The organism is Parabacteroides sp. TM07-1AC (assembly GCF_003480915.1).
GTDB classification, from domain to species: domain Bacteria; phylum Bacteroidota; class Bacteroidia; order Bacteroidales; family Tannerellaceae; genus Parabacteroides; species Parabacteroides chongii.
This window is the reverse complement of sequence record NZ_QUKD01000002.1, coordinates 466,908-490,080: the sequence shown is the minus strand read 5'-3', so window position 1 is coordinate 490,080 and position 23,173 is coordinate 466,908. Positions and strand designations below refer to the sequence as shown.

At 43.9% G+C, this 23,173-nt stretch carries 18 protein-coding genes; 13 read left to right on the top strand and 5 right to left on the bottom strand.

Annotated elements, in window-relative coordinates; genetic code table 11:
- Window positions 1-422 precede the first annotated feature (422 nt).
- The 10 genes from DXD68_RS06680 (at window position 423) to leuB (ending at window position 14,157) form a co-directional block, all read left to right on the top strand.
- On the top strand, window positions 423-3,749 hold the full coding sequence (locus DXD68_RS06680) for a SusC/RagA family TonB-linked outer membrane protein (protein WP_122360862.1): 3,327 nt from the start codon (window positions 423-425) through the stop codon (window positions 3,747-3,749).
- A gap of 12 nt (window positions 3,750-3,761) precedes the next feature.
- Window positions 3,762-5,420, top strand: coding sequence for a RagB/SusD family nutrient uptake outer membrane protein (locus DXD68_RS06675; protein WP_122360861.1), 1,659 nt, complete (start codon window positions 3,762-3,764; stop codon window positions 5,418-5,420).
- Window positions 5,421-5,562: 142 nt separating this feature from the next.
- Window positions 5,563-6,726 (top strand): purple acid phosphatase family protein, encoded by a 1,164-nt coding sequence (locus DXD68_RS06670; RefSeq protein ID WP_122360860.1) that lies wholly within the window; start codon window positions 5,563-5,565, stop codon window positions 6,724-6,726.
- Window positions 6,727-7,070: 344 nt separating this feature from the next.
- Window positions 7,071-8,567 carry a 2-isopropylmalate synthase gene (locus DXD68_RS06665; protein ID WP_122360859.1) on the top strand — a complete coding sequence of 499 codons (1,497 nt, stop codon included), beginning with the start codon at window positions 7,071-7,073 and terminating at the stop codon, window positions 8,565-8,567.
- A gap of 18 nt (window positions 8,568-8,585) precedes the next feature.
- Window positions 8,586-9,983 (top strand): 3-isopropylmalate dehydratase large subunit, encoded by a 1,398-nt coding sequence (gene leuC, locus DXD68_RS06660; RefSeq protein WP_122360858.1) that lies wholly within the window; start codon window positions 8,586-8,588, stop codon window positions 9,981-9,983.
- Window positions 9,984-10,016: 33 nt separating this feature from the next.
- Window positions 10,017-10,607 carry a 3-isopropylmalate dehydratase small subunit gene (gene leuD, locus DXD68_RS06655; RefSeq protein ID WP_122360857.1) on the top strand — a complete coding sequence of 197 codons (591 nt, stop codon included), beginning with the start codon at window positions 10,017-10,019 and terminating at the stop codon, window positions 10,605-10,607.
- An 11-nt stretch (window positions 10,608-10,618) separates the two neighbouring features.
- Window positions 10,619-11,086, top strand: a complete 468-nt coding sequence (locus tag DXD68_RS06650) for a GxxExxY protein (RefSeq protein WP_122360856.1) — start codon at window positions 10,619-10,621, stop codon at window positions 11,084-11,086.
- A gap of 7 nt (window positions 11,087-11,093) precedes the next feature.
- Window positions 11,094-12,605 (top strand): alpha-isopropylmalate synthase regulatory domain-containing protein, encoded by a 1,512-nt coding sequence (locus DXD68_RS06645; RefSeq protein ID WP_122360855.1) that lies wholly within the window; start codon window positions 11,094-11,096, stop codon window positions 12,603-12,605.
- A gap of 18 nt (window positions 12,606-12,623) precedes the next feature.
- Entirely contained in the window at window positions 12,624-13,070 is a 447-nt protein-coding gene (locus tag DXD68_RS06640; protein WP_075556292.1) for a methylglyoxal synthase, read from the top strand.
- Between the two features lie 16 nt (window positions 13,071-13,086).
- Complete coding sequence (gene leuB / locus DXD68_RS06635) at window positions 13,087-14,157, top strand: 3-isopropylmalate dehydrogenase (RefSeq protein ID WP_122360854.1); 1,071 nt, start codon at window positions 13,087-13,089, stop codon at window positions 14,155-14,157.
- A 102-nt stretch (window positions 14,158-14,259) separates the two neighbouring features.
- Here leuB and DXD68_RS06630 read toward each other — a convergent pair whose 3' ends face one another.
- The 4 genes from DXD68_RS06630 to DXD68_RS06620 form a co-directional block, all read right to left on the bottom strand.
- Window positions 14,260-14,538, bottom strand: a complete 279-nt coding sequence (locus DXD68_RS06630) for a Txe/YoeB family addiction module toxin (protein ID WP_122360853.1) — start codon at window positions 14,536-14,538, stop codon at window positions 14,260-14,262.
- 1 nt (window position 14,539) lies between these two features.
- Window positions 14,540-14,848, bottom strand: a complete 309-nt coding sequence (locus DXD68_RS06625; RefSeq protein WP_233577012.1) for a hypothetical protein — start codon at window positions 14,846-14,848, stop codon at window positions 14,540-14,542.
- A gap of 193 nt (window positions 14,849-15,041) precedes the next feature.
- Entirely contained in the window at window positions 15,042-15,176 is a 135-nt protein-coding gene (locus DXD68_RS24645) for a hypothetical protein (protein WP_255419276.1), read from the bottom strand.
- Window positions 15,177-15,931: 755 nt separating this feature from the next.
- Entirely contained in the window at window positions 15,932-16,753 is an 822-nt protein-coding gene (locus tag DXD68_RS06620; RefSeq protein WP_122360852.1) for a tetratricopeptide repeat protein, read from the bottom strand.
- Window positions 16,754-16,957: 204 nt separating this feature from the next.
- On the opposite strand from DXD68_RS06620, the gene DXD68_RS06615 reads away from it, so the two are divergent.
- Window positions 16,958-17,755 (top strand): mechanosensitive ion channel family protein, encoded by a 798-nt coding sequence (locus tag DXD68_RS06615; protein WP_410510712.1) that lies wholly within the window; start codon window positions 16,958-16,960, stop codon window positions 17,753-17,755.
- 235 nt (window positions 17,756-17,990) lie between these two features.
- Here the strand turns inward: DXD68_RS06615 and DXD68_RS06610 are convergent, their stop codons facing one another.
- The gene (locus DXD68_RS06610) at window positions 17,991-20,204 is read right to left on the bottom strand and encodes a RelA/SpoT family protein (protein ID WP_122360850.1); all 2,214 of its coding nucleotides are present in this window, start codon (window positions 20,202-20,204) and stop codon (window positions 17,991-17,993) included.
- Between the two features lie 175 nt (window positions 20,205-20,379).
- Here DXD68_RS06610 and DXD68_RS06605 point away from each other — a divergent pair, with 175 nt between their 5' ends.
- Both DXD68_RS06605 and DXD68_RS06600 read left to right on the top strand, forming a co-directional pair.
- Window positions 20,380-21,900, top strand: a complete 1,521-nt coding sequence (locus tag DXD68_RS06605; RefSeq protein WP_122360849.1) for a DUF4301 family protein — start codon at window positions 20,380-20,382, stop codon at window positions 21,898-21,900.
- A gap of 172 nt (window positions 21,901-22,072) precedes the next feature.
- Window positions 22,073-23,167 (top strand): PCMD domain-containing protein, encoded by a 1,095-nt coding sequence (locus DXD68_RS06600; protein ID WP_122360848.1) that lies wholly within the window; start codon window positions 22,073-22,075, stop codon window positions 23,165-23,167.
- Window positions 23,168-23,173 lie beyond the last annotated feature (6 nt).

The following is a 23,173-nucleotide window of genomic DNA, read 5'->3' as shown; positions in this document are numbered from 1 at the left end:
TACTTATTTCTCTGATATTGATTTTGCCTCGTTAAATTCCTTGTTTTTGAAGGGGACTATAAAAAGTTTTTTTTAGACGACTTGGGATATATGTATCTGAAAATAAGAATTATAGGCTTTGTTTACTAAATACTCCTTTTTTTAATCTATTGATCTAATATTTGTAAACGATAACATTTTAACAGTATATTTAAATCCAAATTAAATAATATTACTATATTTGACCGCGAAATAACAAGAGTTCTATAGAGACTATGGCATTACATAAAAAAAGAACAAAACTAAATTCTAGTTTCGATAAACTTTTGGTATGGTCAAAATATTCAATGTGACAATGTTTAAATGCATTTGATAAATACTATTTGAAGTGTATTTTTCTTGTGGTTAGAAAGACTTAATTATTTAATTGTAAAATTTAGCTTATGTTGACAAATTCGAAACTGGTTAAGACCTTAGTGCTGGCTACTGTATTTGGTACAGTGGGGACTATTGAGGCATCAGTGATTCCGACCTCACTAGGTGCTACGATCACACAACAGAAGAGCAAAGTTGCAGGTTTTGTTGAAGACGAAATGGGACCGGTAGCAGGTGCTTCTATCTCTATCAAGGGGACTTCCAACGGTACTATTACCGATATGGATGGTAAATTTGAGTTGGACGGTGTACAAAAAGGGAATGTTCTTGTCATTTCATTTGTCGGATTACAGACACAGGAAATTACATGGAACGGACAAAGTTCGATAAAAGTAAAATTGCTTAGCGACACACAGGATCTTGATGAGGTTGTAGTTGTTGCGTATGGTACGACGAAGAAGTCTTCTTTTACAGGTTCTGCATCTGTTGTTAAGTCTGATCAATTGGAAAAGATTTCTGCAACTAGTTTTACAGAAGCTTTGCAAGGTATGAGTGCCGGTGTAAATGTTTCTAATAATGAAGGTAACCCGGGTGGCGAAACTCGTATCCAAATCCGTGGTATCAGTTCTATGTCAGGTAAGACAACTCCGTTATATGTGGTGGATGGTATGCCTTATGACGGTAGTATAAATTCTATTTCACCTTCAGACATTGAGTCAATGACTGTTTTGAAGGATGCTGCTGCTTCTTCACTGTACGGTTCACGTGCAGCAAACGGAGTCGTGGTTATTACAACTAAAAAGGGTAAAGTCGGTAAGCCGGTTATAAATTTCCGTGGTGCCTGGGGTACTTCCGACAATGCGGTAGCCAATCCTAAAAAGGCAGATCCCTACCAGCAATTAACCAATTTGTGGCGTGGTATTTATAATGACAAACACTATGTAGAAGGTCTGGATGCAAAGACGGCCGGTGATTATGCTTCTGCTAATCTATTGGCACGTGCTGTCAATCCGCGTGTAAACTCAAAGGGAGAAACTGTATATGTCACTCCGTTTAAATGGACAGGCGATGCTTCCAATTATGTTTTACATGACGGTGAAGGTAATTGCTGGACTAACCCGGACCTGGAAATGGTGTGGGATGAAAGCGATTATGACTGGTATGGTGCTTTGTTCTCACGAAAATTGCGTCAGGATTACGGTATTGATGTCAGCGGTGCTACACAAGATGGCAAAACCAATTATTTCACTTCTTTATCTTATTTGAATGATAAGGGATATGCTAATAACCAATATTATAAACGTTATTCATTCCGTGCCAGTGTCACTACCGAGCTGACAAACTGGTTGAATATGGGTGGAAGCCTGGCTTATAGTTATTCACGTCAGAATATCTCCGGTGCGACTCGTGCTACGGTATATTCTAACACATTAAACTCTCCTTGGTTGCGTAACGAAGATAATACTGCTTGGTATACTTCTCAGAAGACCGGAAAGCGTATCTATGATTTTGGTGAAAATTCAATGAATTTCTTTGGAATCCATTGTTTGGCTAATTCTGGTGACTATTGGAATAATCCCAACGATGATGATTTCAATAATAAAGAAGGTGGCATGTTGACAGCCCACTATTTTGCAGGTCTGAATCTGCCCTTCGATATAAAATTCAAGACGAATGTAAACCTGGATGATATTACGGAAACGCAATATCAATATGGTTCGGCTGTTCACGGACAAGGACAACAGCAGCCGTACGGTGTTACGGTGCTTACAAATGGAGGTTGGGCTTCCCGTACTAATTACAAGACTCAGTCTGTAACCTGGAATAACTTGCTGACCTGGAATAAATCTTTTGGTGAACATAATCTGGATCTTATGTTAGGTCATGAGTTTTATCACTATAACCAACAGTATGACTATAGTTATGGTGAAGGCATCATGCAGATAGGTCAATTTGAAACGGCTTCAACAACTAGCAACTGGGAAATTAACTCCTGGCGCAATCGTTATTCTTTGCTGTCGTTCTTTGGTAAGGCGGATTATAATTTCCAGAACAAATATTACTTGTCGGCTTCTTTTCGTCGTGACGGATCTTCCCGTTTCAGCAAAGAGAGCCGCTGGGGTAACTTCTTCTCTGTAGGTGCATCCTGGAGAATCTCTAAAGAAGAATTTATGGAAAATACAAGCAGTTGGCTGGATAACCTCTCTCTTCGTGGTAGCTATGGTACGTCGGGTAATGATAAGTTATATCCTCGTAATGCAGGTAACGGACAGGCTGGAGATGAAATACTGTATGCTTACCAGGCTTATTATACAAAAGAAAATCTGTTTGGTGCAGCTGGTTACAAGCCGATGACTATTGCCACTCCAAACCTGAAGTGGGAACGAAACGAACAATATAACATTGCAGTAGACTTTTCTTTCCTGAATCGTCTGAGTGGAACAATCGAATATTATTCACGCAGTTCAAAAGATTTGTTGTATTATCGTGACCTGCCGTTGTCGGCACAGGTTGGGGATGCTGCCGGTTACAATACGAACTTAGGTAATGTCCGTAACAGTGGTTTTGAAATTACTTTAAGTGCTGCCGCTATTAAGAATAAGGAGTTCCAGTGGAATATCGACTTAAACTTCTCTACTTTGGACAATGAAGTAACTTATTTGCCTGGTGGTGCTTACACTTATGCAAACCGTGGTGCAACCTATAAACTGGAAGAAGGACATTCATTGTATGAATTCTACATGCCGAAACATGCCGGCGTAAATCCGGACAATGGTAATCGTCTTTATCTGATCAAGGATGGTAATGGCGGATGGAAAACAACTGAAAACTATTCGGATGTGACCATGAATGATTACCAATGGTGCGGATCAGCTATCCCGACTGCTTTCGGATCTATTACCAATACATTTAATTATAAAGGATTTGACTTGTCATTCATGTTCTATGCTTCGTTTGGAGCTACTATGTACGATTATACCTGGTTGGAACGTACAGCAGGTTTGGATGGCGTAGGTATGATTCAGGACCTGGTGGAAGGAAAACGTTGGGAAAAACCGGGTGATCAGGCTGAGTTCTCCCGTCTGTCTTCCGCAAATGCCAGCTTGAATGTGAAACGTACGGATTTCTTCTTGTTCAATAACGACTTCCTGCGTTTGAGAAACGTTACATTGGGCTATACGATTCCGAAAATGTTGACTCAGAAACTGGGTATTGCCAATGCCCGTGTTTACCTGACAGGTGACAATCTGTGTACATTCGGACCGGCTGCTAAACGTCACAGCGAACCGGAAACCGGTGTGTTAGGTAACAACTACAATGGTAATACCGAAACCGATAATGGTGTTCAGGGATCAAGAAGAGTTTATATGGCAGGTATTCAGGTAACATTTTAATTAAGTCGAAGTATGAAAAGATTATATAGAACATTTAAATTTACAGCAATTGCTTTATTGGCGATCTCTCTGAGCAATTGTACGGGGGAGTTGACTACCAATTCATCAACGGATGTAGATGAATCGACCATCCTGTCCAGTACGACGGGATTGAATATGTCGTTGACCGGTACTTATAAATATTTATTATTAGGTGAATCCGGTGCCGGCAGTCAGAACGATGCTTGTTATGCCGGTGTTACCGGGCTGTGCATGGGATATGATTTGCTGGGTGCAGATATCCTGAGTACAAAAAATTACGGTGGTTCGGTAGAAGATCACTATCGTTTTAGCGAAGGTCGTACGCAATCTGCGGGTGACTATGCAAAACGTATCTGGACAAATATGTATAAGATTATCAACCAGGTAAATGTCATTATAGATGCACTTCCCGAAGCAACAGGTACTGAAGAGGAGAAAGCTGAATTGAAAGGACAGTGCCTGGCCATGCGTGGTATCGCTTATTTCAATCTGCTTTTGAATTACCAGCAGACTTATGCTATTGCTAAAGATAAACGTGGTGTTATTCTTCGTTTGTCTTCTGAGGATCCTGATTCCATGCCTTTTTCTACTGTAGAGCAAGGTTATCAGCAGGTGATCAAGGATCTTAAAGAAGCAGAATCTTTGTTGGCTTCTTTTGAACGTATTGAAGAATGGCGTGTGAATGCTGAAGTTGCTGCCGGTTATCTGGCTCGTGTATATCAGGTGATGGGTGACTGGAATAATGCACTGACGGAAGCAAAGAAGTTGTATGACAATCATTCTTCATTGATGACCAAAACGGAATGGTGCAGTGGATTTGATAATCTAATCTCAGACGGATGTAAGGAAGTTATCTGGGGAATTAAGTTTACAAACTTATCTAATATTAGTTCCAATACAGAGTTTAACTATTGGTATAATCAGGATCCGAGTTATGGTGAAGGTATGACCGATGGTCCGATTTATAGCTTCATCAACTTATTTGTTGATTCCAGGTATGTACAATTGTTTGACGATACTGATTTCCGTGGCAGTAAATGTACTAAAACAGAAGGTGTGACAGATGCAGATGTGAAACCCGTTATGTTCTGGCATCGTACTGCTAATGGTAATGAGGAAACAAGAGCTAAATGGGCATATAACAAATTCAAATATTATGGTGATGCCAATGGTTCTCCTCAGGGACATACCTATCCTGAATTTTGCTACATGCGTAGTGCTGAAATGTTATTGATCATGGCGGAAGCTGAAGCTAACCTGAACAACCTGGGAGCAGCTTTGTCTCATCTGAATACGTTGCAAAACGCTCGTGAAGTGGCTAAACCGACCACGGCAGCTGATAAAGATGCACTTTTGGAAGCTATTTATGTAGAACGTCGTAAGGAATTATTAGGAGAAGGTGTTACAGGTATGTATGATTTGATGCGTTTGCAGAAACCGCTTTATCGTTATGCTGCAACCACGGAAGATCCGGCAGGCCATTTCTCTTTGGGCTTGAATTTCCTGGATAACTATAATCCGACCGATAAAGCTCCTTACGGTTATTTGCCGTCTAATGATTACCGCTTCCTGTATCAGATTCCACAATTGGAATTTACACAGAATACTGTTATCAGTGAATCTGAACAGAATCCGTTCAAGGGAAATTAATTTGTAAATTATAGTAAGTAAAGACGAGAGGCGTGTCCGCGATGGATATGCCTCTTTTTTTATACTACTTATTTTCTTGTAAAGGAGCGATGAACTGAATATCTTTGTAAAATTCAAATCATTAATAACTTAAAATAATACCATGAACAAGATCAATCTTTTCTTTCTCTTTTTATTATTGGCTACTCTTCCGGTCTTTTCACAGGATGACATCCAAATCACCCATGCCCCTTATCTGCAAAATTTGGGTGAGAATGAAGTGACAATCGTCTGGACGGTCAATAAACCATCGGTAGGTTGGGTGGAACTGGCACCGGATGACGGGACACATTTTTATCAGACGGAGCGTCCGAAGTTCTTCAATGCAAAGAACGGAATAAAGCAGACATCTACCGTTCATGCGGTTCATCTGAAAGGATTGAAGGCGGGTACACGTTATCGGTATCGGGTATATTCACAGGAAGTCCTGAGCCATGTCGGTTGGCGGGTGATATATGGGAATGTGGCTGCCACCTCTGTTTACGGGAAACAACCATTAGAGTTTCAAACCAGTGATCATAGCAGGCAAACGGTGAACTTTGCGATGGTCAATGATATTCACGGCAAGAGTGATCTTTTGGAAAAGCTTGTATCACATTGTGACCTGAAAACAACCGATATGTTCCTGTTCAATGGAGATATGGTATCTATCTTCAATAGTGAAAAAGAAATATTCGAAGGCTTTATGGATAAGGCAACAGAACTTTTTGCTTCTGAAATACCGATGTATTATACCCGTGGTAATCATGAAACACGCGGATCTTTCGCTACGGCTTTCCAGGATTATTTTTCTCCCAAGCAGGAACATATCTATTATATGTTTCGCCAGGGACCTGTCTGTTTCGTTATTTTGGATAGTGGTGAAGATAAGCCGGATTCGGACTTGGAGTATGCCGGAATAACTGTCTATGACCAATATCGTACGGAACAGGCTGAATGGTTGAAAGGCGTACTTGAAAGCAAAGAATATAAGGAAGCACCATTCAAAGTGGTTGTTTGTCATATTCCTCCTTTTGGCGGATGGCATGGCAATGAGGAAGTGGCTGAAAAGTTTATGCCATTACTGAATAATGCAGGTGTCGATATTATGCTTTGTGCTCATCTTCACCGTTATATACGGAATGACGCGAAAGAGGGCGTTCGGTTTCCAATTATTGTAAATTCCAATAATACCATATTGAAGGCTGAAGCTGATTCCAGGGCGTTGAACATAAAAATACTGGATACGGAAGGAAAGGAGATCGACAAGCTGACGATAACCAAATGACGGTACATTTTATCATTCTTGAACTAATGAATTATAGATTCAATTGTATTTCCTCTTTCAGTTTATAAGAAAAAGCGTATAAAAAATATCGTTTTATATTTGGTGGTTTGGAAAAAGGCTGTATCTTTGCAGCGTTAAATAAGAAAAGACAATGAAACAGAACATAGCAAATAGTCTCATTATTTCTCTAAACATTATTCTACTCTGGGAACGGGATAGGAAGTGAGACTGTACGTGCTTTTCTGATGCATGAAGATATTAAAGAGCCTTTCTCACTTCCTTGTGAGAAGGGCTTTTTTTATGGATACAAACAAGAATATAAACAAATTTAAGAGTATAAGATTATGTCAGACAGATTATTTATTTTCGACACCACGTTGAGAGATGGTGAACAAGTTCCGGGTTGCCAGTTAAACAGTATTGAAAAGATTCAGGTAGCTAGAGCACTCGAAGAGCTGGGCGTGGATGTGATTGAAGCCGGTTTCCCTGTATCGAGCCCGGGCGACTTCAATAGTGTGGTTGAGATATCGAAAGCTGTCACCTGGCCAACTATCTGTGCGTTGACCCGTGCTGTCGAGAAAGATATCGATGTTGCCGCCGAAGCATTGAAGTTCGCTAAACGCGGACGTATCCATACAGGTATCGGAACTTCCGATTATCATATCCGTTATAAATTTAACTCTAATCAAGACGAGATCCTGGAGCGTGCCATCGCTGCTACTAAATATGCAAAGAGATATGTAGAAGATATCGAGTTTTATTGTGAAGATGCCGGACGTACTGATAACGCCTATTTGGCGCGTGTGGTTGAAGCCGTAATCAAAGCCGGAGCGACAGTGGTCAATATCCCTGATACAACCGGTTATTGCCTGCCGGACGAATACGGAGCGAAGATCAAATATCTGATGGAACATGTGGACGGCATACAGAATGCGATTATCTCTACACACTGTCATAATGACCTGGGTATGGCAACAGCCAATACCGTGCAAGGTGTCCTGAATGGAGCACGCCAGGTGGAAGTAACTATCAATGGTATCGGTGAACGTGCCGGTAACACTTCACTGGAAGAAGTAGCCATGATCTTCCGCAGCCACAAAGAACGTGGAATCGAAACCAATATCAATACCACAAAAATCTACGGTATCAGCCGTACGGTTTCCAGCCTGATGAATATGCCGATCCAGCCGAATAAAGCCATTGTCGGACGCAATGCGTTCGCTCACTCTTCCGGTATCCACCAGGACGGTGTATTGAAGAATCGTGAAAGCTATGAGATCATCGACCCGAAAGATGTAGGTATCGACGATAACGCCATCGTGCTGACTGCCCGTAGCGGACGTGCTGCCCTGAAACATCGTCTGAGTGTATTAGGTGTGGAACTGAGCCAGGAAAAGCTGGATAAGGTATATGGAGAGTTCCTGAAACTGGCCGACCGTAAGAAAGATATCAACGACGATGATGTATTGATGCTGGCAGGAAAAGACCGTACAGCTACACATCGCATCAAACTGGATTACCTGCAAGTGACTTCCGGTGTCGGTTTACAGTCTGTTGCCAGCGTGTGTCTGGACATCGCAGGCGAAAAATTCGAGGCAGCCGCTTCCGGTAACGGTCCGGTAGACGCTGCTATCAAAGCGGTCAAATCTATTATCCATCGCACGATGACCATCCAGGAGTTTCTCATTCAGGCTATTAATAAAGGTAGCGACGACATGGGTAAGGTACACATGCAGGTGGAATACGATGGAAATAACTATTACGGTTTTGCAGCCAACACCGATATTATCGCAGCTTCGGTAGAAGCCTTTATCGATGCAATCAATAAGTTCGTAAAATAACATAATACATAATTAGCAATGAGCAAGACATTATTTGAGAAGATTTGGGAGAAACATGTGGTGGACACACTGCCCGACGGAACGATCCAGTTTTATATCGACCGTCTGTTCTGCCATGAAGTAACCAGTCCGCAGGCATTTGCGGGGTTACGTGCCCGTGGTCTGAAACCATTCCGTCCGGAACAGATTACTTGTATGCCGGACCATAATATTCCGACATTGCATCAGGAGAAACCGATCGAAGACCCTGTGTCTAAGAACCAGGTAGATACGTTAGAAAAGAATGCCAAGGATTTCAATCTGACTTATTACGGATTACAACATCCGAAGAACGGTATCATCCATGTGGTAGGTCCGGAAACAGGTCTGACACAGCCGGGCATGACGATTGTTTGTGGCGACTCCCACACTTCTACCCACGGCGCTATGGGTGCCATCGCTTTCGGTATCGGTACCAGCGAGGTGGAAATGACATTGGCTACTCAGTGTATTATGCAGCGTAAGCCGAAAACGATGCGCATCACCATCGACGGAAAACGTAAACCGGGCGTGACGGCAAAGGATTTTGCTCTTTATATCATCAGTAAAATGACAACAGGAGGTGCAACGGGTTATTTCGTTGAATATGCCGGCGAAGCCATCCGCAATACAACGATGGAAGAGCGTCTTACCATCTGTAACCTGTCTATTGAAATGGGTGCCCGTGGCGGTATGATTGCTCCGGATCAGGTGACTTTCGATTATCTGAAAGACCGTGAATTTGCACCCCGTGCCGAAGCGTGGGAAAAGAAACTGGCTGAATGGCGTGAATTATACAGCGATCCGGATGCTCAGTTCGATAAAGAGATCGTGTTCCATGCGGAAGACATCGATCCGATGGTGACTTACGGAACCAACCCGGGCATGGGCATGGGCATCCGTGAAAGCATCCCGACTATGGAAAGCGTAGACGAGGCTGGTCGCATCTCTTATAAAAAATCGCTTGACTATATGGGCTTTACTGCCGGTGAACCGGTATTAGGCAAGAAAATAGATTACGTATTCCTGGGAAGTTGTACGAATGGACGTATCGAGGATTTCCGTGCTTTCGCCTCTTTGGTGAAAGGGAAGAAGAAGGCCGACGATGTGATTGTATGGCTGGTTCCCGGTAGCTGGCAGGTAGAACGTCAGATTCGTGCGGAAGGTATCGATAAGGTTCTGACAGAAGCCGGTTTTGAATTGCGTCAGCCGGGCTGTTCGGCTTGTCTGGCCATGAATGAAGACAAGGTACCGGCCGGTAAATATGCCGTATCTACCTCAAACCGTAACTTCGAAGGTCGTCAGGGACCCGGTGCACGTACCATCCTGGCCGGTCCGTTGGTGGCAGCAGCAGCAGCAGTAACGGGAAAGATCACCGATCCGAGAGATTTAATGTAATAAGATTACGAACTGAAAAATCAAAAGAACGAAATGAAAGAAAAATTCACGATAGTAACATCCACCTGTGTACCTCTTCCTCTGGAAAATGTAGACACAGACCAGATCATCCCGGCCCGCTTCCTGAAAGCTACCACACGCGAGGGCTTCGGCGATAATCTTTTCCGCGACTGGCGTTATGACAAGGCGGGCAACCCTAATCCGGACTTTGTACTGAATCAGAATACGTATAAAGGCGAGATCCTGGTAGCCGGAAAGAACTTCGGTAGCGGTTCGAGCCGCGAGCACGCTGCCTGGGCGATTGCGGGATATGGTTTCCGTGCGGTTGTCAGCAGTTTCTTCGCCGATATTTTCAAGAACAACTCGATGAACAACGGGCTTGTTCCGGTTGTTGTTTCTCCTGAGTTCCTGGCAGAGATATTCGCATCTGTCGAGGCTGATCCGAAGGCGACGCTGACGATCGATCTCCCTTCGCAGACGATAACCAACAACGCAACCGGTAAAAGCGAATCCTTTGACATCAACGCATATAAGAAAGACTGTCTGGTAAACGGTCTTGACGATATCGATTACCTCTTGGCTAATAAAGAAAAAATAGAAACATTTGAAGCTAATCGATTGTAAATGGCACACAGATGACACAGATTAAACAGATGGGCACAGATTATTTATTTAAAGAAGAAACGGAAGGGATTATACGTGCGTTTTATGACGTATATAACTCGTTAGGATTCGGCTTTCTGGAGCGAGTGTATCAGAATGCACTTTATTTCGAGTTATGTCATCGTGGATATACTTGTGCGGTTCAACAGCGTATAAATGTGTATTACCGAGGTAATCTTGTCGGAGAATATTTTGCCGATATAATAGTAAATGGGCATATCATTTTGGAACTGAAAGCTACTGAAAGTTTAAATGATGAGCATGAGCTACAACTACTTAATTATTTGAAAGCAACAGAGATTGAAGTCGGTTTATTATTAAACTTTGGTAAACACCCTCAAGTAAAGCGTAAGATTTTTACAAACAATAATAAAGAAAATCTGTGCTCATCTGTTCAATCTGTGTCATCTGCGTGCCATAATGAAGCAAATAATAAATAAACAGAATATGGTAGAAATAATGGATACAACCCTTCGGGACGGGGAACAGACATCGGGTGTCTCCTTTGCGGCTCATGAAAAACTCAGCATCGCACAAATGTTGTTGAGCGATTTGGGAGTGAACCGTGTAGAGGTAGCCTCGGCACGTGTATCGGACGGAGAGTTCGAAGCCGTGAAGCGTGTGGCTGCCTGGGCCGAACGTACCGGAAATCTGCATAAGCTCGAAGTCTTGGGTTTTGTAGATGGCGACGCCTCGCTCAACTGGATCGAATCGGCCGGTTGTCGCGTGGTAAACCTACTCTGTAAAGGTTCGTATAAACACGTAACCGAACAACTCCGCAAATTGCCTGAACAGCATATTGCAGATATCCGTTCTGTTGTATCGCTGGCTACCGAAAAAGGTATTGATGTAAATATTTATCTGGAAGACTGGTCGAACGGGATCAAGAATTCTCCCGATTATGTATTCCTCTTGGTCGATGCGTTGAAAGACCTTCCCATCCGCCGTTTTATGCTGCCTGATACATTGGGTATTCTGAATCCCGGAAATACATACGATTTCTGTAAGCAGATGGTGGATCGTTATCCTGACCTGCATTTTGATTTCCATGCCCATAACGATTACGACCTGGCTGTGGCTAATGTCTACTCGGCTGTGCGGGCGGGAATACACGGTATACATACCACTATCAACGGCTTGGGGGAACGGGCAGGAAACGCACCGCTCAGCAGTGTGATCGCTGTAATAAAAGATCAACTGGGAGGGGATACTCCTGTCAGAGAAGAAAAAATCAATGCCGCGAGCCGTCTGGTAGAAACCTATTCCGGCATTCATATTGCCCCGAACCGTCCGATCATCGGAGAGCATGTCTTTACACAATGCGCCGGTGTACATGCGGATGGCGACAGCAAAAATAATCTGTATTGCAACGACCTGATCCCCGAACGTTTCGGACGTGTACGCGAATATGCACTCGGAAAAACATCCGGTAAAGCCAATATCCGTATGAACCTGGAATCGCTCGGAATAGACGTCGACGATGAATCCATGCGTAAGATCACCGAGCGCATCATCGAGTTAGGTGATAAGAAAGAAATGGTAACAACAGAAGATCTGCCTTATATCATCAGTGATGTCCTTCACCATGATACGATGACAGACCAACGTATCCGTATATTAAATTATTCATTATCTTTGGCACAGGGACTGAGGCCTGTAGCTACGCTGAAAATAGAGATCGACGGTGAAGCCTACGAAGAATCAGCTTCCGGCGACGGACAGTACGACGCTTTTGTACGTGCCCTTCGCCGAATCTATTCAGACCTCGGCCGTCCGTTCCCGATGTTGACGAACTATTCCGTATCCATTCCCCCCGGCGGTCGTACCGACGCATTCGTGCAGACGATCATCAGCTGGAATTATGCCGGAGTAGATTTCAAGACCCGCGGCCTCGATGCCGACCAGACGGAAGCCGCTATCAAGGCAACGCTGAAGATGCTGAATAAGATCGAACAATAAAAATAGGAGGTATTAGTTATGAACAAAAGATTGACCATTGCGCTGGTAGCGCACGATAACCGTAAAGCAGACATGGTAGAATGGGCTGTACACAATGCAGAATTCCTTTCTCATCATCATTTGGTATGTACCGGAACGACCGGTGGACTGATACGCAACGCTTTCGACGAGAAAGGCGTAGGTGCTGAAATTACTTGTATGCATTCCGGTCCGTTGGGCGGAGATGCCGAAATAGCAGCAATGGTAGTACGCAAGGAAGTGGATCTGGCGATCTTTCTGATCGACGACCTAAATCCGCAGCCTCACGAAGCCGACATCCAGATGTTGCTTCGCCAGTGCCGTGTTCATAACGTGCCCATCGCTTGTAACCGTTACAGTGCCGACCTGATGATTACGAGCACTCTGTGGGATGACGACAGTTATGTCCCCACGGAACCCAAATATGTGCTATTTAAAAGAGACTAAAAGAACAATTATTTATATGAAATTAAACATCGCAGTCCTTCCCGGCGACGGTATCGGTCCCGAGATTGTAGAACAAGGCATGAAAGCCGTAAAAGCTATATGTGAGAAATATGGCCATGAATTAAGTTACAAACATGCTTTAGTGGGAGCCGTTGCCATCGATGAAACAGGCAACCCGTATCCGGACGAAACGCACGAACTCTGTATGCAGAGCGACGCCGTTTATTTTGGTGCGATCGGTTCTCCGAAATACGATAATAACCCGTCTGCCAAGGTTCGTCCCGAACAGGGATTGCTGGGTATGCGTAAGAAACTGGGACTTTTTGCCAATATCCGTCCGGTGACGACATTCCCTTCGTTATTGCATAAGTCGCCACTTCGTGCCGAATTGATCGAAGGAGCAGACTTTATGTGTATCCGCGAATTGACAGGAGGTATGTATTTCGGTCGTCCGCAAGGTAGAAGCGAAGATGGAAATACGGCTTACGATACTTGCGTGTATACCCGCGAAGAGATCGAACGTATTGTCCGTCTGGCTTACCAGTATGCACAAAAACGCCGTAAGAAAGTAACCGTTGTCGATAAGGCGAACGTATTGGCAACTTCCCGACTATGGCGTCAGGTTGCACAGGAAATTGAAAAAGAATATCCGGATGTGGAAACCGAATATATGTTCGTGGACAATGCGGCGATGCGCCTGGTTCAGTGGCCGAAGAGCTTCGATGTGATGGTGACGGAAAACATGTTCGGTGATATCCTGACAGATGAAGCGTCTGTGATTACAGGTTCACTCGGAATGTTGCCTTCGGCCTCTATCGGTGTACATACTTCTGTATTCGAACCGATCCACGGTTCTTATCCGCAAGCTGCCGGAAAGAATATCGCAAACCCGTTGGCTACTATCCTGAGTGCCGCCCTGATGTTCGAATATGCTTTCAACCTGATGGAAGAAGGTGCTTTGATCCGCGAAGCAGTTGCCGCCTCTATGGAAGCAAACGTGGTAACGGAAGATATCGCAGAAAACGGCAAGGCTTACAAGACCAGCGAAGTAGGGGATTGGATTGCTGAATATATTGCAAAGAAATAACTGATTACAACATCCGGTGGGGCAAAACATCTTTCGTTCCATCGGATGTTTCGTTTGGTATGCTTTTATTGCTCCAGGTTTCAGTTACCTTATGCCGCATCTTTATTTATCTCCATAATGATTTTTTGCTGAAACAACTGTAACAGTTATTTTCTCTTCTTCTATGGTATAGATCAAACGATTAAATTTGTCAATCCTTCTGCTCCAAAAACCGGACAGATTACCTTTTAGAGCTTCAACCTGTCCCGTTCCTGTGGTGGGGTGTTCTCTTAATTCTAGGAGCAATCTTTCAATTTTGGTTATTACAGCCTTATTCCCTGATTTTTTAAGTTCAGCTATGTCTTGTATGGCTTTTGGTTCAAATACGATAATATATGCCATTTCATAGACTGTTTATGAAGTTTGTAATATCTTCTGTAGATTGTAAAACTACGGTAGATTTAACTTTTCCCTCTTTGTGCGCTTTTACCCGTTTTTCCACTTCGGCCATATTCTCTGGATCATCAAACCACGGGTCACCGCTTGGACTCGGATTGGTTGAAACTTCTACACTCAGGGAATTTGCTTTGGTTTCCAAAATGTTTTCTATGAAAGCCTTTACGCTTTTACCCTGTGAAGCAGCCATAATGGACAGCTTTTTCAAAGTGTCCACAGATAAATCTATATTTTTCCTTTTCTTTTCAATTGCCATTGTTGCTATAATCTTTCGTATTTTCCACAAAGGTATAAAATATACATCATATACACAATGTATATATATTGGGTGGCTGAATATATCGTGAAGATATAGGTCGTAACCAATTGGAGCTGATATAAAAAGCCGGAATTAAGGAATGCAGGTTACGCGTTCTTTAATTCCGGCTTTTGACTTTTCCGGGTGATGATCATTCAATCACCGGGCGATCGTCTTCCCTTTCTTCTCCGGGAAGATATGCGGTTTCAGCACTGACTTGTTGGAGGAAGCCAAAGTCTTCTTCGGTGTGGAGTTGTTTTACATTAAGCGTGTTTATTTTCTTCATGATATTGGTTTGTCTGCGTTACACCTTTAGCAAGCCAATTACTTTCTACTATAAACAGGCTCTTAGTAAAACGGCATTTAACCGTTCATCGTTCACCTTTTGTGCAATTTCCTTTGATAATTAAAGGATGATGGGTGAATGGTCGGGGTGAACGGTTTCGTAAAAAGGTGAACGGTTGGCATAAACCATTCACCTCTGCCTTTTTAAGGCTCTTTATGTTTAGCATGTATGTTATTGATCACTACGTGGAAAGTCCGGACTGACTAAGCCGGATGTCATAATCTTATAGCTTAGCGACCTCCGTCGTTAAGCTTGTTGAGCGACGTCGCAAACCTTAACGACCTTGGTCACAAAGCTTGACGATGGTGGTGTACGGATTTGTAAGTCGTAACTACCGGGTTAGTTGGTAGTAGGTTTGATGGTAAAAGATACCGTGTGCAAAGATAGTTTTGGGCTGCCGGATAGGACAACTATTTTATAAGAAGGTGAACGGTTTAGAGGCAACCGTTCACCCTTTTACGAAACCGTTCACCCAACTGTTCACCTGTAAGCCGGTAATAATCAAAGGGCGACTGTGAAAGGTGAATGGTTGAAAGGTATATTGCTCAAATTTGCTAGTATGGGATAATTATAGCAACCAGGAGCCCCGTCGGGGCGAGCCGATGTTGAAGGAGTACACCCCTCTTCAAATATCGTTTAAAGAGGGGGGAAACTTTAGTGATAAATTCAAAACAGTTTCTTAAGAAACGGTTTGTTTATTTCGTCATCTTCATCAACTCGTCGACAACAGCCTGGTCGTATCCCATCTCCTGTGCTTTCAGGAAATCCTGTGCGGCAGATTCCTTTTCATATTGGGCGAGCTTCACTTTGCCGCGCAATATATATAAGGAAGCACTGGGCGTACTTTCTACAAAAACCTTGTTGATATCCGCCATAGCGCGGGCATTCTTACCCATCATAAAGTAAACGTCGGCACGGCCTTCGTACAAAACCCAGTCGCGCGGCATCTGGCTGATCAGGTAATTGAAAATCTTTTCGCTTTCTTCGTAGTTGCCACGCATCTTTTCCAGGATGGCATGTCCCAGACGGGCGCGTACCGACTTTTCGTTGATCTCCATGATCTTGTCGAAATCCTGTTCCGCCCACATATAGTTCTTTTTTTGGATATAGATCAGTCCGCGGCAGTAAAGAGCCTCTTCGTTTGTCGGTTCAACGATCAGCAACGCATTGTAGTCGTTCAGTGCTTTCTCCGTTTCACCCAGTTCGGAATAGAGGGAAGCCCGGTTTTCCAGGATCGTCGGGTTGTTGGGGCGCCCGCTAAGTGCAGCCGTATAAGACAGCAGGGCATCTTCCAGTTTCCCCTGGCGGCGTTGTATGCTGCCCAGGTTGGTGAGCAACGCATAATTCATCGGGTTACCCGGCTCCTTGCGCATGGCTGACCGCAAACTTTCTTCGGCCGACACCAGGTCTTTCTTTTCCAGGAAATCGTAACTTTTGTCGATCAATTCTTCATATGACTGAGCGAAAACATGGGCTGTTGCCAGCATGAAAGTGATGAATATCAGTAGTAATCTCATTCTGTTGTTTTTATCTGTTATTTGATCGCCGCAAAGCTACGCAAATATCTTCTTTCGCCGACGGATTAAAAAAACTTTATACCTTTGCCACACTTTATAATACTTTTAGCGGCTTTGGTTGTTATAAGATAAAAGTGTTTAACTTAAAATGATAGATTTATGATATTATTAGATGTGTTGGCTTCCAGTCCGCGACTGGAAAAAATGATCAATTCCCTGGTCGAGCAGGGGAGCCATTTAGGCTGGACGATTATTAAGGCGATCCTTGTATTTATTGTGGGACGGTTCGTTATCCAAATGATTAACAAGCTGGTTCGCCGTATATTGACAAAGCGTGATTTTGATCCTTCGGTGAAAACATTTGTGGGAAGTCTGGTGAATGTCACTTTGATGATCCTGTTGATCATCTCCGTTGTGGGAGCACTGGGCGTACAGACCACATCGTTTGCAGCCTTGCTTGCCTCTGCCGGTGTGGCTGTCGGTATGGCATTGAGCGGAAACCTGTCGAACTTCGCCGGTGGTCTGATCATCCTGTTGTTCAAGCCTTATAAAGTAGGCGACTATATCGAGTCGCAGGGTGTCGGTGGTACGGTACGGGAAATTCAGATATTCCATACTATCCTGCTTACGGCTGACAATAAAAATATTTATATCCCGAACGGTTCCCTGAGCAGCGGAGTCGTTACGAATATCGGGAGAGAACCGACACGCCGTGTGGAGTGGACGTTCGGTGTGGAATACGGCAGCGATTACGAGCTAGTGAAACGTGTTATCGAATCCGTTTTGGCACAGGATGCACGCATTCTGAATGAACCGGCTCCTTTCATAGCCCTGAGCGCTTTGGCAGACAGCAGTGTCAATGTTGTCGTTCGTGCATGGGTGAAAAGTCCGGACTACTGGGGCGTTTACTTCGATACGAATAAGGCTATCTATGCCACATTCAATGCCCAGGGGATTGGATTCCCGTTTCCGCAACTTACGGTGCATCAGGCTAAAGACTGATTTTGTCCTTAAAAGAAATCTTTTTGTTCAATAACCGACAGGGTTCGTCTGCCGGATGATAAACAGTTAAAAAGTTGGATAAAAAGATTTATCTTTGTCTATCAATTTGAAAAAAAGAAACAACAGAGAATGTTTTTAAGGTAAAAATAGTAAGAACTTTATTTCATTACTTTAGTATTAATTTATTGATTATAAACAATGAAAAAGGCTCGTCGTTAATGGCGAGCCTTTTTTCTTATGAATTGAGACGGTCTACCGTCTTGACACCTTTTACAGCCTTGATCTTTTTGACCAGCTGGTTCAGTGAATTGGTATCCCTGACGAGTACCGCAAAATTACCCTGGAATATCCCGTCCACCGAATCGATATTCAAGGAGCGAAGCGTCACGTTGCTTTCTTTCCCGATAACGGACGTAATATTGGTAACGATCGTAATATCGTCGCGCCCGATCACCCGCAGGGTAACGACATAGCCGTTATCTCCCTTTCCGCTCCATTTGGCACGGATGATGCGGTAACCGAAGCGGCTGAACATCTCCTGCGCGTTCGGACAATCCAGACGGTGTATCTTGATTCCTTGCGTGGATACAAAACCGAACACATCGTCTCCGTAGATCGGGTTACAGCATTTCGCCAGTTTATATTCTATACCGGTCAGGTTTTTATCGATAACGAGCACGTCCTTGTTGGTAGAGATTTCTTCTACTTCGGTCGTCGTGATATATTCCCCCGCACTGCGTACTTCCGAACGCTCGTTGGCTTCGGTCTCTTTCCGGACATATTCCTGATATTCGTCGATTACGTTGTTCGGGTCGAGACGCTCTTCCGCCAGCTCTATGTAGAAGTCGGTAACGGTTTTGAATCCTTTCTTTTTGATGTAACGCATCAGGTGCGCTTCCTCCATCTCGATCTTCCGGTTTTTGAAGCGGCGCTGGAGCATCTCTTTGGCAAAGTCGACAGCCTTTGCCGTCTCTTCGCGCAATGCCTGCTTGATCTTTACACGGGCCTTGGAAGTAACGACAATATTCAGCCAGTCACGCTTGGGGCTCTGTGAAGGAGAGGTGACGATCGAAACAGTGTCTCCGTTATGAAGTACATATTTAATAGGTACGTTCTTCTCGTTTACTTTGGCCGACACACATTTGCTGCCCAGCTTCGAGTGGATGGCAAAGGCAAAGTCGAGCACAGTAGCTCCTTTGGCTAGTTTGATCAGTTCGCCGGTAGGGGTGAAGACATATATCTCATCTTTATACAGGTCCATCTTGAAGTCCTGCATCAGGTCCATCGGATTCTTTTCCTTCTCTTCGAGGGCGGCACGGACGGTATTCAGAAATTCGTCCAGTCCGCTTTCTGCCTTTACGCCTTTGTATTTCCAGTGGGCGGCGAGACCGCGTTCGGCTATCTCGTCCATCCGGCGGGTACGGATCTGCACTTCTACCCATTTGTTCTGCGGCCCCATGACCGTGATATGCAGACTCTCGTATCCGTTCGTTTTCGGAATGGATATCCAGTCTTTCATACGGTTGGGATTCGGCTGGTACATATCGGTGATGATCGAGTAGACCTGCCAGCATTCCGAGCGTTCTTTTTCCAGCGGCGTATCCAGTACGACACGGATGGCGAACAAGTCGTATATGCCTTCGAACTCGATCTTCTGCTTCTTCAGCTTATTATTAATGGAATGGATCGACTTGGTACGTCCTTTGATATCGAAATGCAGCCCGGCTTCCTTCAGCTTCTTTTCGATAGGCGCAATAAATTGGGCGATATAAAGGTCGCGCGAACGTTTTGTCTCGTTCAGCTTCCGCTTGATGAAATCATATTGTTTTCGGTCAGTATATTTCAAGGACAAGTCTTCCAGTTCGCTCTTGATCTTATACAAACCGAGCCGATGGGCGAGCGGTGCATACAGGTAAGAGGCTTCCGTCGCCAACCGCAGGCGGTCGTCTTCCTTCAGTTGTTTACCCAGGCGCATCAGACAGAGACGATCGGCAATCATGATCAGGATGACTCTTACATCTTCTGCGAACGAAAAGAGCAGATGGTGGAAGTTTTCGGAATTGACAGCCGTATTGCGTGCATAGAGGTCGGACGTTTTCAGCAGGCGGTGGATGATCAGGGTTACGTCTGCGTCGAATGTCTTTTCCACCTCTTCCATGGTGATCGCTTTTTTCAGAACCGGACGATAGAGCAGGAGGGCAATGACGGAAGTCCGTTTCAAGCCGATTTCCGTGGTAGCTATCAGAGCGGTGTTTATATTACGGATCAGTCCGTTGATGCCATTCTTGTCTCTCCCGTAACAGTCGAGTGCGACAACGCGTTGCATCAATTCTCTCATTTTCCGTATGTCCTCTTTCTGCAAAAAGGAGTAGAGGCTGCGTACTAATTGTCTGTATTTCGAAAAGAAATCTTTTCTCTCTTCTTCTGTAAAGAAAGGTTGTATATCCATAGTTGCGTCTTCTTTTTACTGCCCATTTTAGGACAGGCCGTAAAACTTACCGTAAAAGTATCTTTTTTCTTGGAATATCAATACGATTCTAATGGTATTTTTATACATTTGCGAGAAGCATACGCAGAAAGCACTATGTTACAAGACAAAGAATACTAATTTTAAAAGATATACTATGTTAAACGCAAACGATTTAAAGCAACTGGCTGACAAAGGCATCAGCGAACAGCAGATTGAAGAACAACTGGCTTGTTTCGTCAAAGGTTTCCCTTATTTGGAAATAGCAGCTTCAGCATCAGTAGAAAAAGGAATCAGGGTTATATCGCAGGAAGACCAGGCAACCTATATGGGTGCATGGCATACTTACCTGGCTAAAAATAAACGGATCTTGAAGTTCGTTCCCGCCTCGGGGGCTGCCAGCCGTATGTTTAAGAATCTCTACGAGTTCTTGTCGGCTCCGTACGATGTGCCGGCCAACGATTTTGAAAAGAAGTTTTTCAATGAGATAACGCACTTCGCCTTTTATGATGCATTGAATGCTGTTTGCCTGGCAAACGAAGACAAAGACATCCCTGCTTTGGTCGCTGCCGGCAATTACAAGGCTGTCGTTGCCAACCTGCTGGAAGAAAAAGGCTTGAACTACGGGCAATTGCCTAAAGGCTTGCTGCAGTTCCACCGTGCCGGCGATTGTGTACGTACGGCGATGGAAGAACATTTGGCTGAAGGTGCCATGTATGCCAAGAACAATGCCGGCGAGGTCAATATTCATTTTACTGTCTCTCCGGAGCACAAGGCTTTGTTTGAAAAGCTGGTATTGGAAAAGAAACCGGCGTATGAAGAGAAATTCTCTGTCGGCTACGATATCTCTTTCAGTGTTCAGAAACCGAGTACCGATACGGTTGCTGCCGATATGGAGAATAATCCTTTCCGTGACAAGAACGATAAACTGTTGTTCCGTCCCGGCGGTCATGGTGCGTTGATCGAGAACCTGAATGATGTGGATGCCGATGTGGTATTCGTGAAGAATATCGACAATGTCGTTCCCGACAGTTTCAAATGTTCGACGGTTATTTTCAAAAAGGTGATAGCCGGTGTATTGGTTACTTTACAGGATCGTATCTTTAATTATCTGAATCTGATCGAAACTGGCAAGTATACACACGATCAGGTAGAAGAAATGATTCATTTCCTGCAGGACGACCTGTGCATCAAGAATCCGGACACCAAGCTGTTGGAAGATGCCGAACTGATCCTTTATATTAAGAATAAATTGCTGCGCCCGTTGCGCGTATGCGGTATGGTGAAGAATGTCGGTGAACCGGGCGGCGGTCCGTTCCTGGCTCAGAATCCGGACGGAACGGTCTCTTTGCAGATCCTGGAAAGCTCACAGATCGACCTGAAAGATCCGGCAAAGAAAGCGATGTTCGAACAGGGTACACACTTCAATCCGGTTGATTTGGTTTGTGCATTGAAGAACCATAAAGGCGAAAAATATAATCTGCCTGATTATGTGGATAAAAATACTGGCTTTATCTCTTACAAGAGTAAGGACGGACGCGAACTAAAAGCCTTGGAGCTTCCCGGTTTGTGGAATGGCGCAATGAGCGATTGGAATACGGTGTTTGTAGAAGTTCCTATCGAGACTTTCAACCCGGTAAAGACTGTTAACGACCTCTTACGTTCTGAACATCAGTAACGACACAGGTCGATAAGTAAATGAACGTATAGAAGAGGCAGGTCCGGTTTTTGGACCTGCCTTTTTTGTTATAAAAATATAATATTGAGCACTATTCCAAAAAAGGAAAGTAAATTTGCATCTGTTTTTGAGTATGAGAAAAGTAAAGATTATTCACCCAAAAAGGAACAAAATGAAACTGACGCGTTTATTAAGCTGTCTATTTTTATGTATAATAGGGATGTCATGTATCCAGGATGAAGCGCAGAATGCGGAAGCGGATATTGAAGATTGCATAGTCCCTGCCGATATATTACGTCGCGATCCTATTATTACAAATGATAAGGTAACATTAATGGTTAAGGCAGATACCGATTTGTCCAAACAATCCCCTGAGTTTACATTGACACCGGGTGCAACGATCTCGCCTGCCAGTGGAACAACCCGTGATTTCAGCGAACCACAATATTATACGGTCACATCAGAAGATGGAAACTGGAAGAAGCGTTACGAAGTAACTTATATCGTGACAGGTATCGGTACTGAATATAATTTTGAAAATGTAAAACATGCAGGTACTGCCGGTTATGATGTCTTTTATGAAACGGACAAGAACGGTAATACCATCATGGACTGGGCAAGCGGTAATCCGGGGTTTGCTCTGACAGATATGAATGCCAAACGTGATACCTTCCCGACACTTTCATCCTCTAATGGATATAAAGGTAATTGTGTGAAGTTGGTAACTCGTTCGACAGGTGATTTTGGATCACGATTGGGAATGCCTATTGCTGCCGGTAACTTGTTTATGGGAACATTCGATATCCTTAGTGCTGTGACAAATGCCTTGAAGGCTACCAAGTTCGGTATGCCGTTCGAGTATGTTCCGACTTATCTGACCGGCTATTATAAATATAAGGCAGGTCCGGAGTTCTCCGAATCGGGAAAGATCGTTTCCGGTAAAAAGGATATGTTCGATATCTATGCCATCTTCTACGAAACAACTGATAATGTGAAGATGCTGGACGGAACCAATAAGTTCACCCATCCGAACCTGATCTCCATCGCACGTATCGAAGACCCGAAAGAGACGGATGAATGGACACAGTTCTATCTGCCGTTCAAGACCCAGCCGGGTAAAACGATCGACAGAGATAAACTGAAAGCCGGAAAGTATAACGTGGCTATTGTATTTTCTTCCAGCGTGGAAGGCGACTTGTTTAATGGAGCAGTCGGCAGTACATTATATATAGATGAAGTTGAACTGATCCATTCTTTGGAAGAATAAATAGAA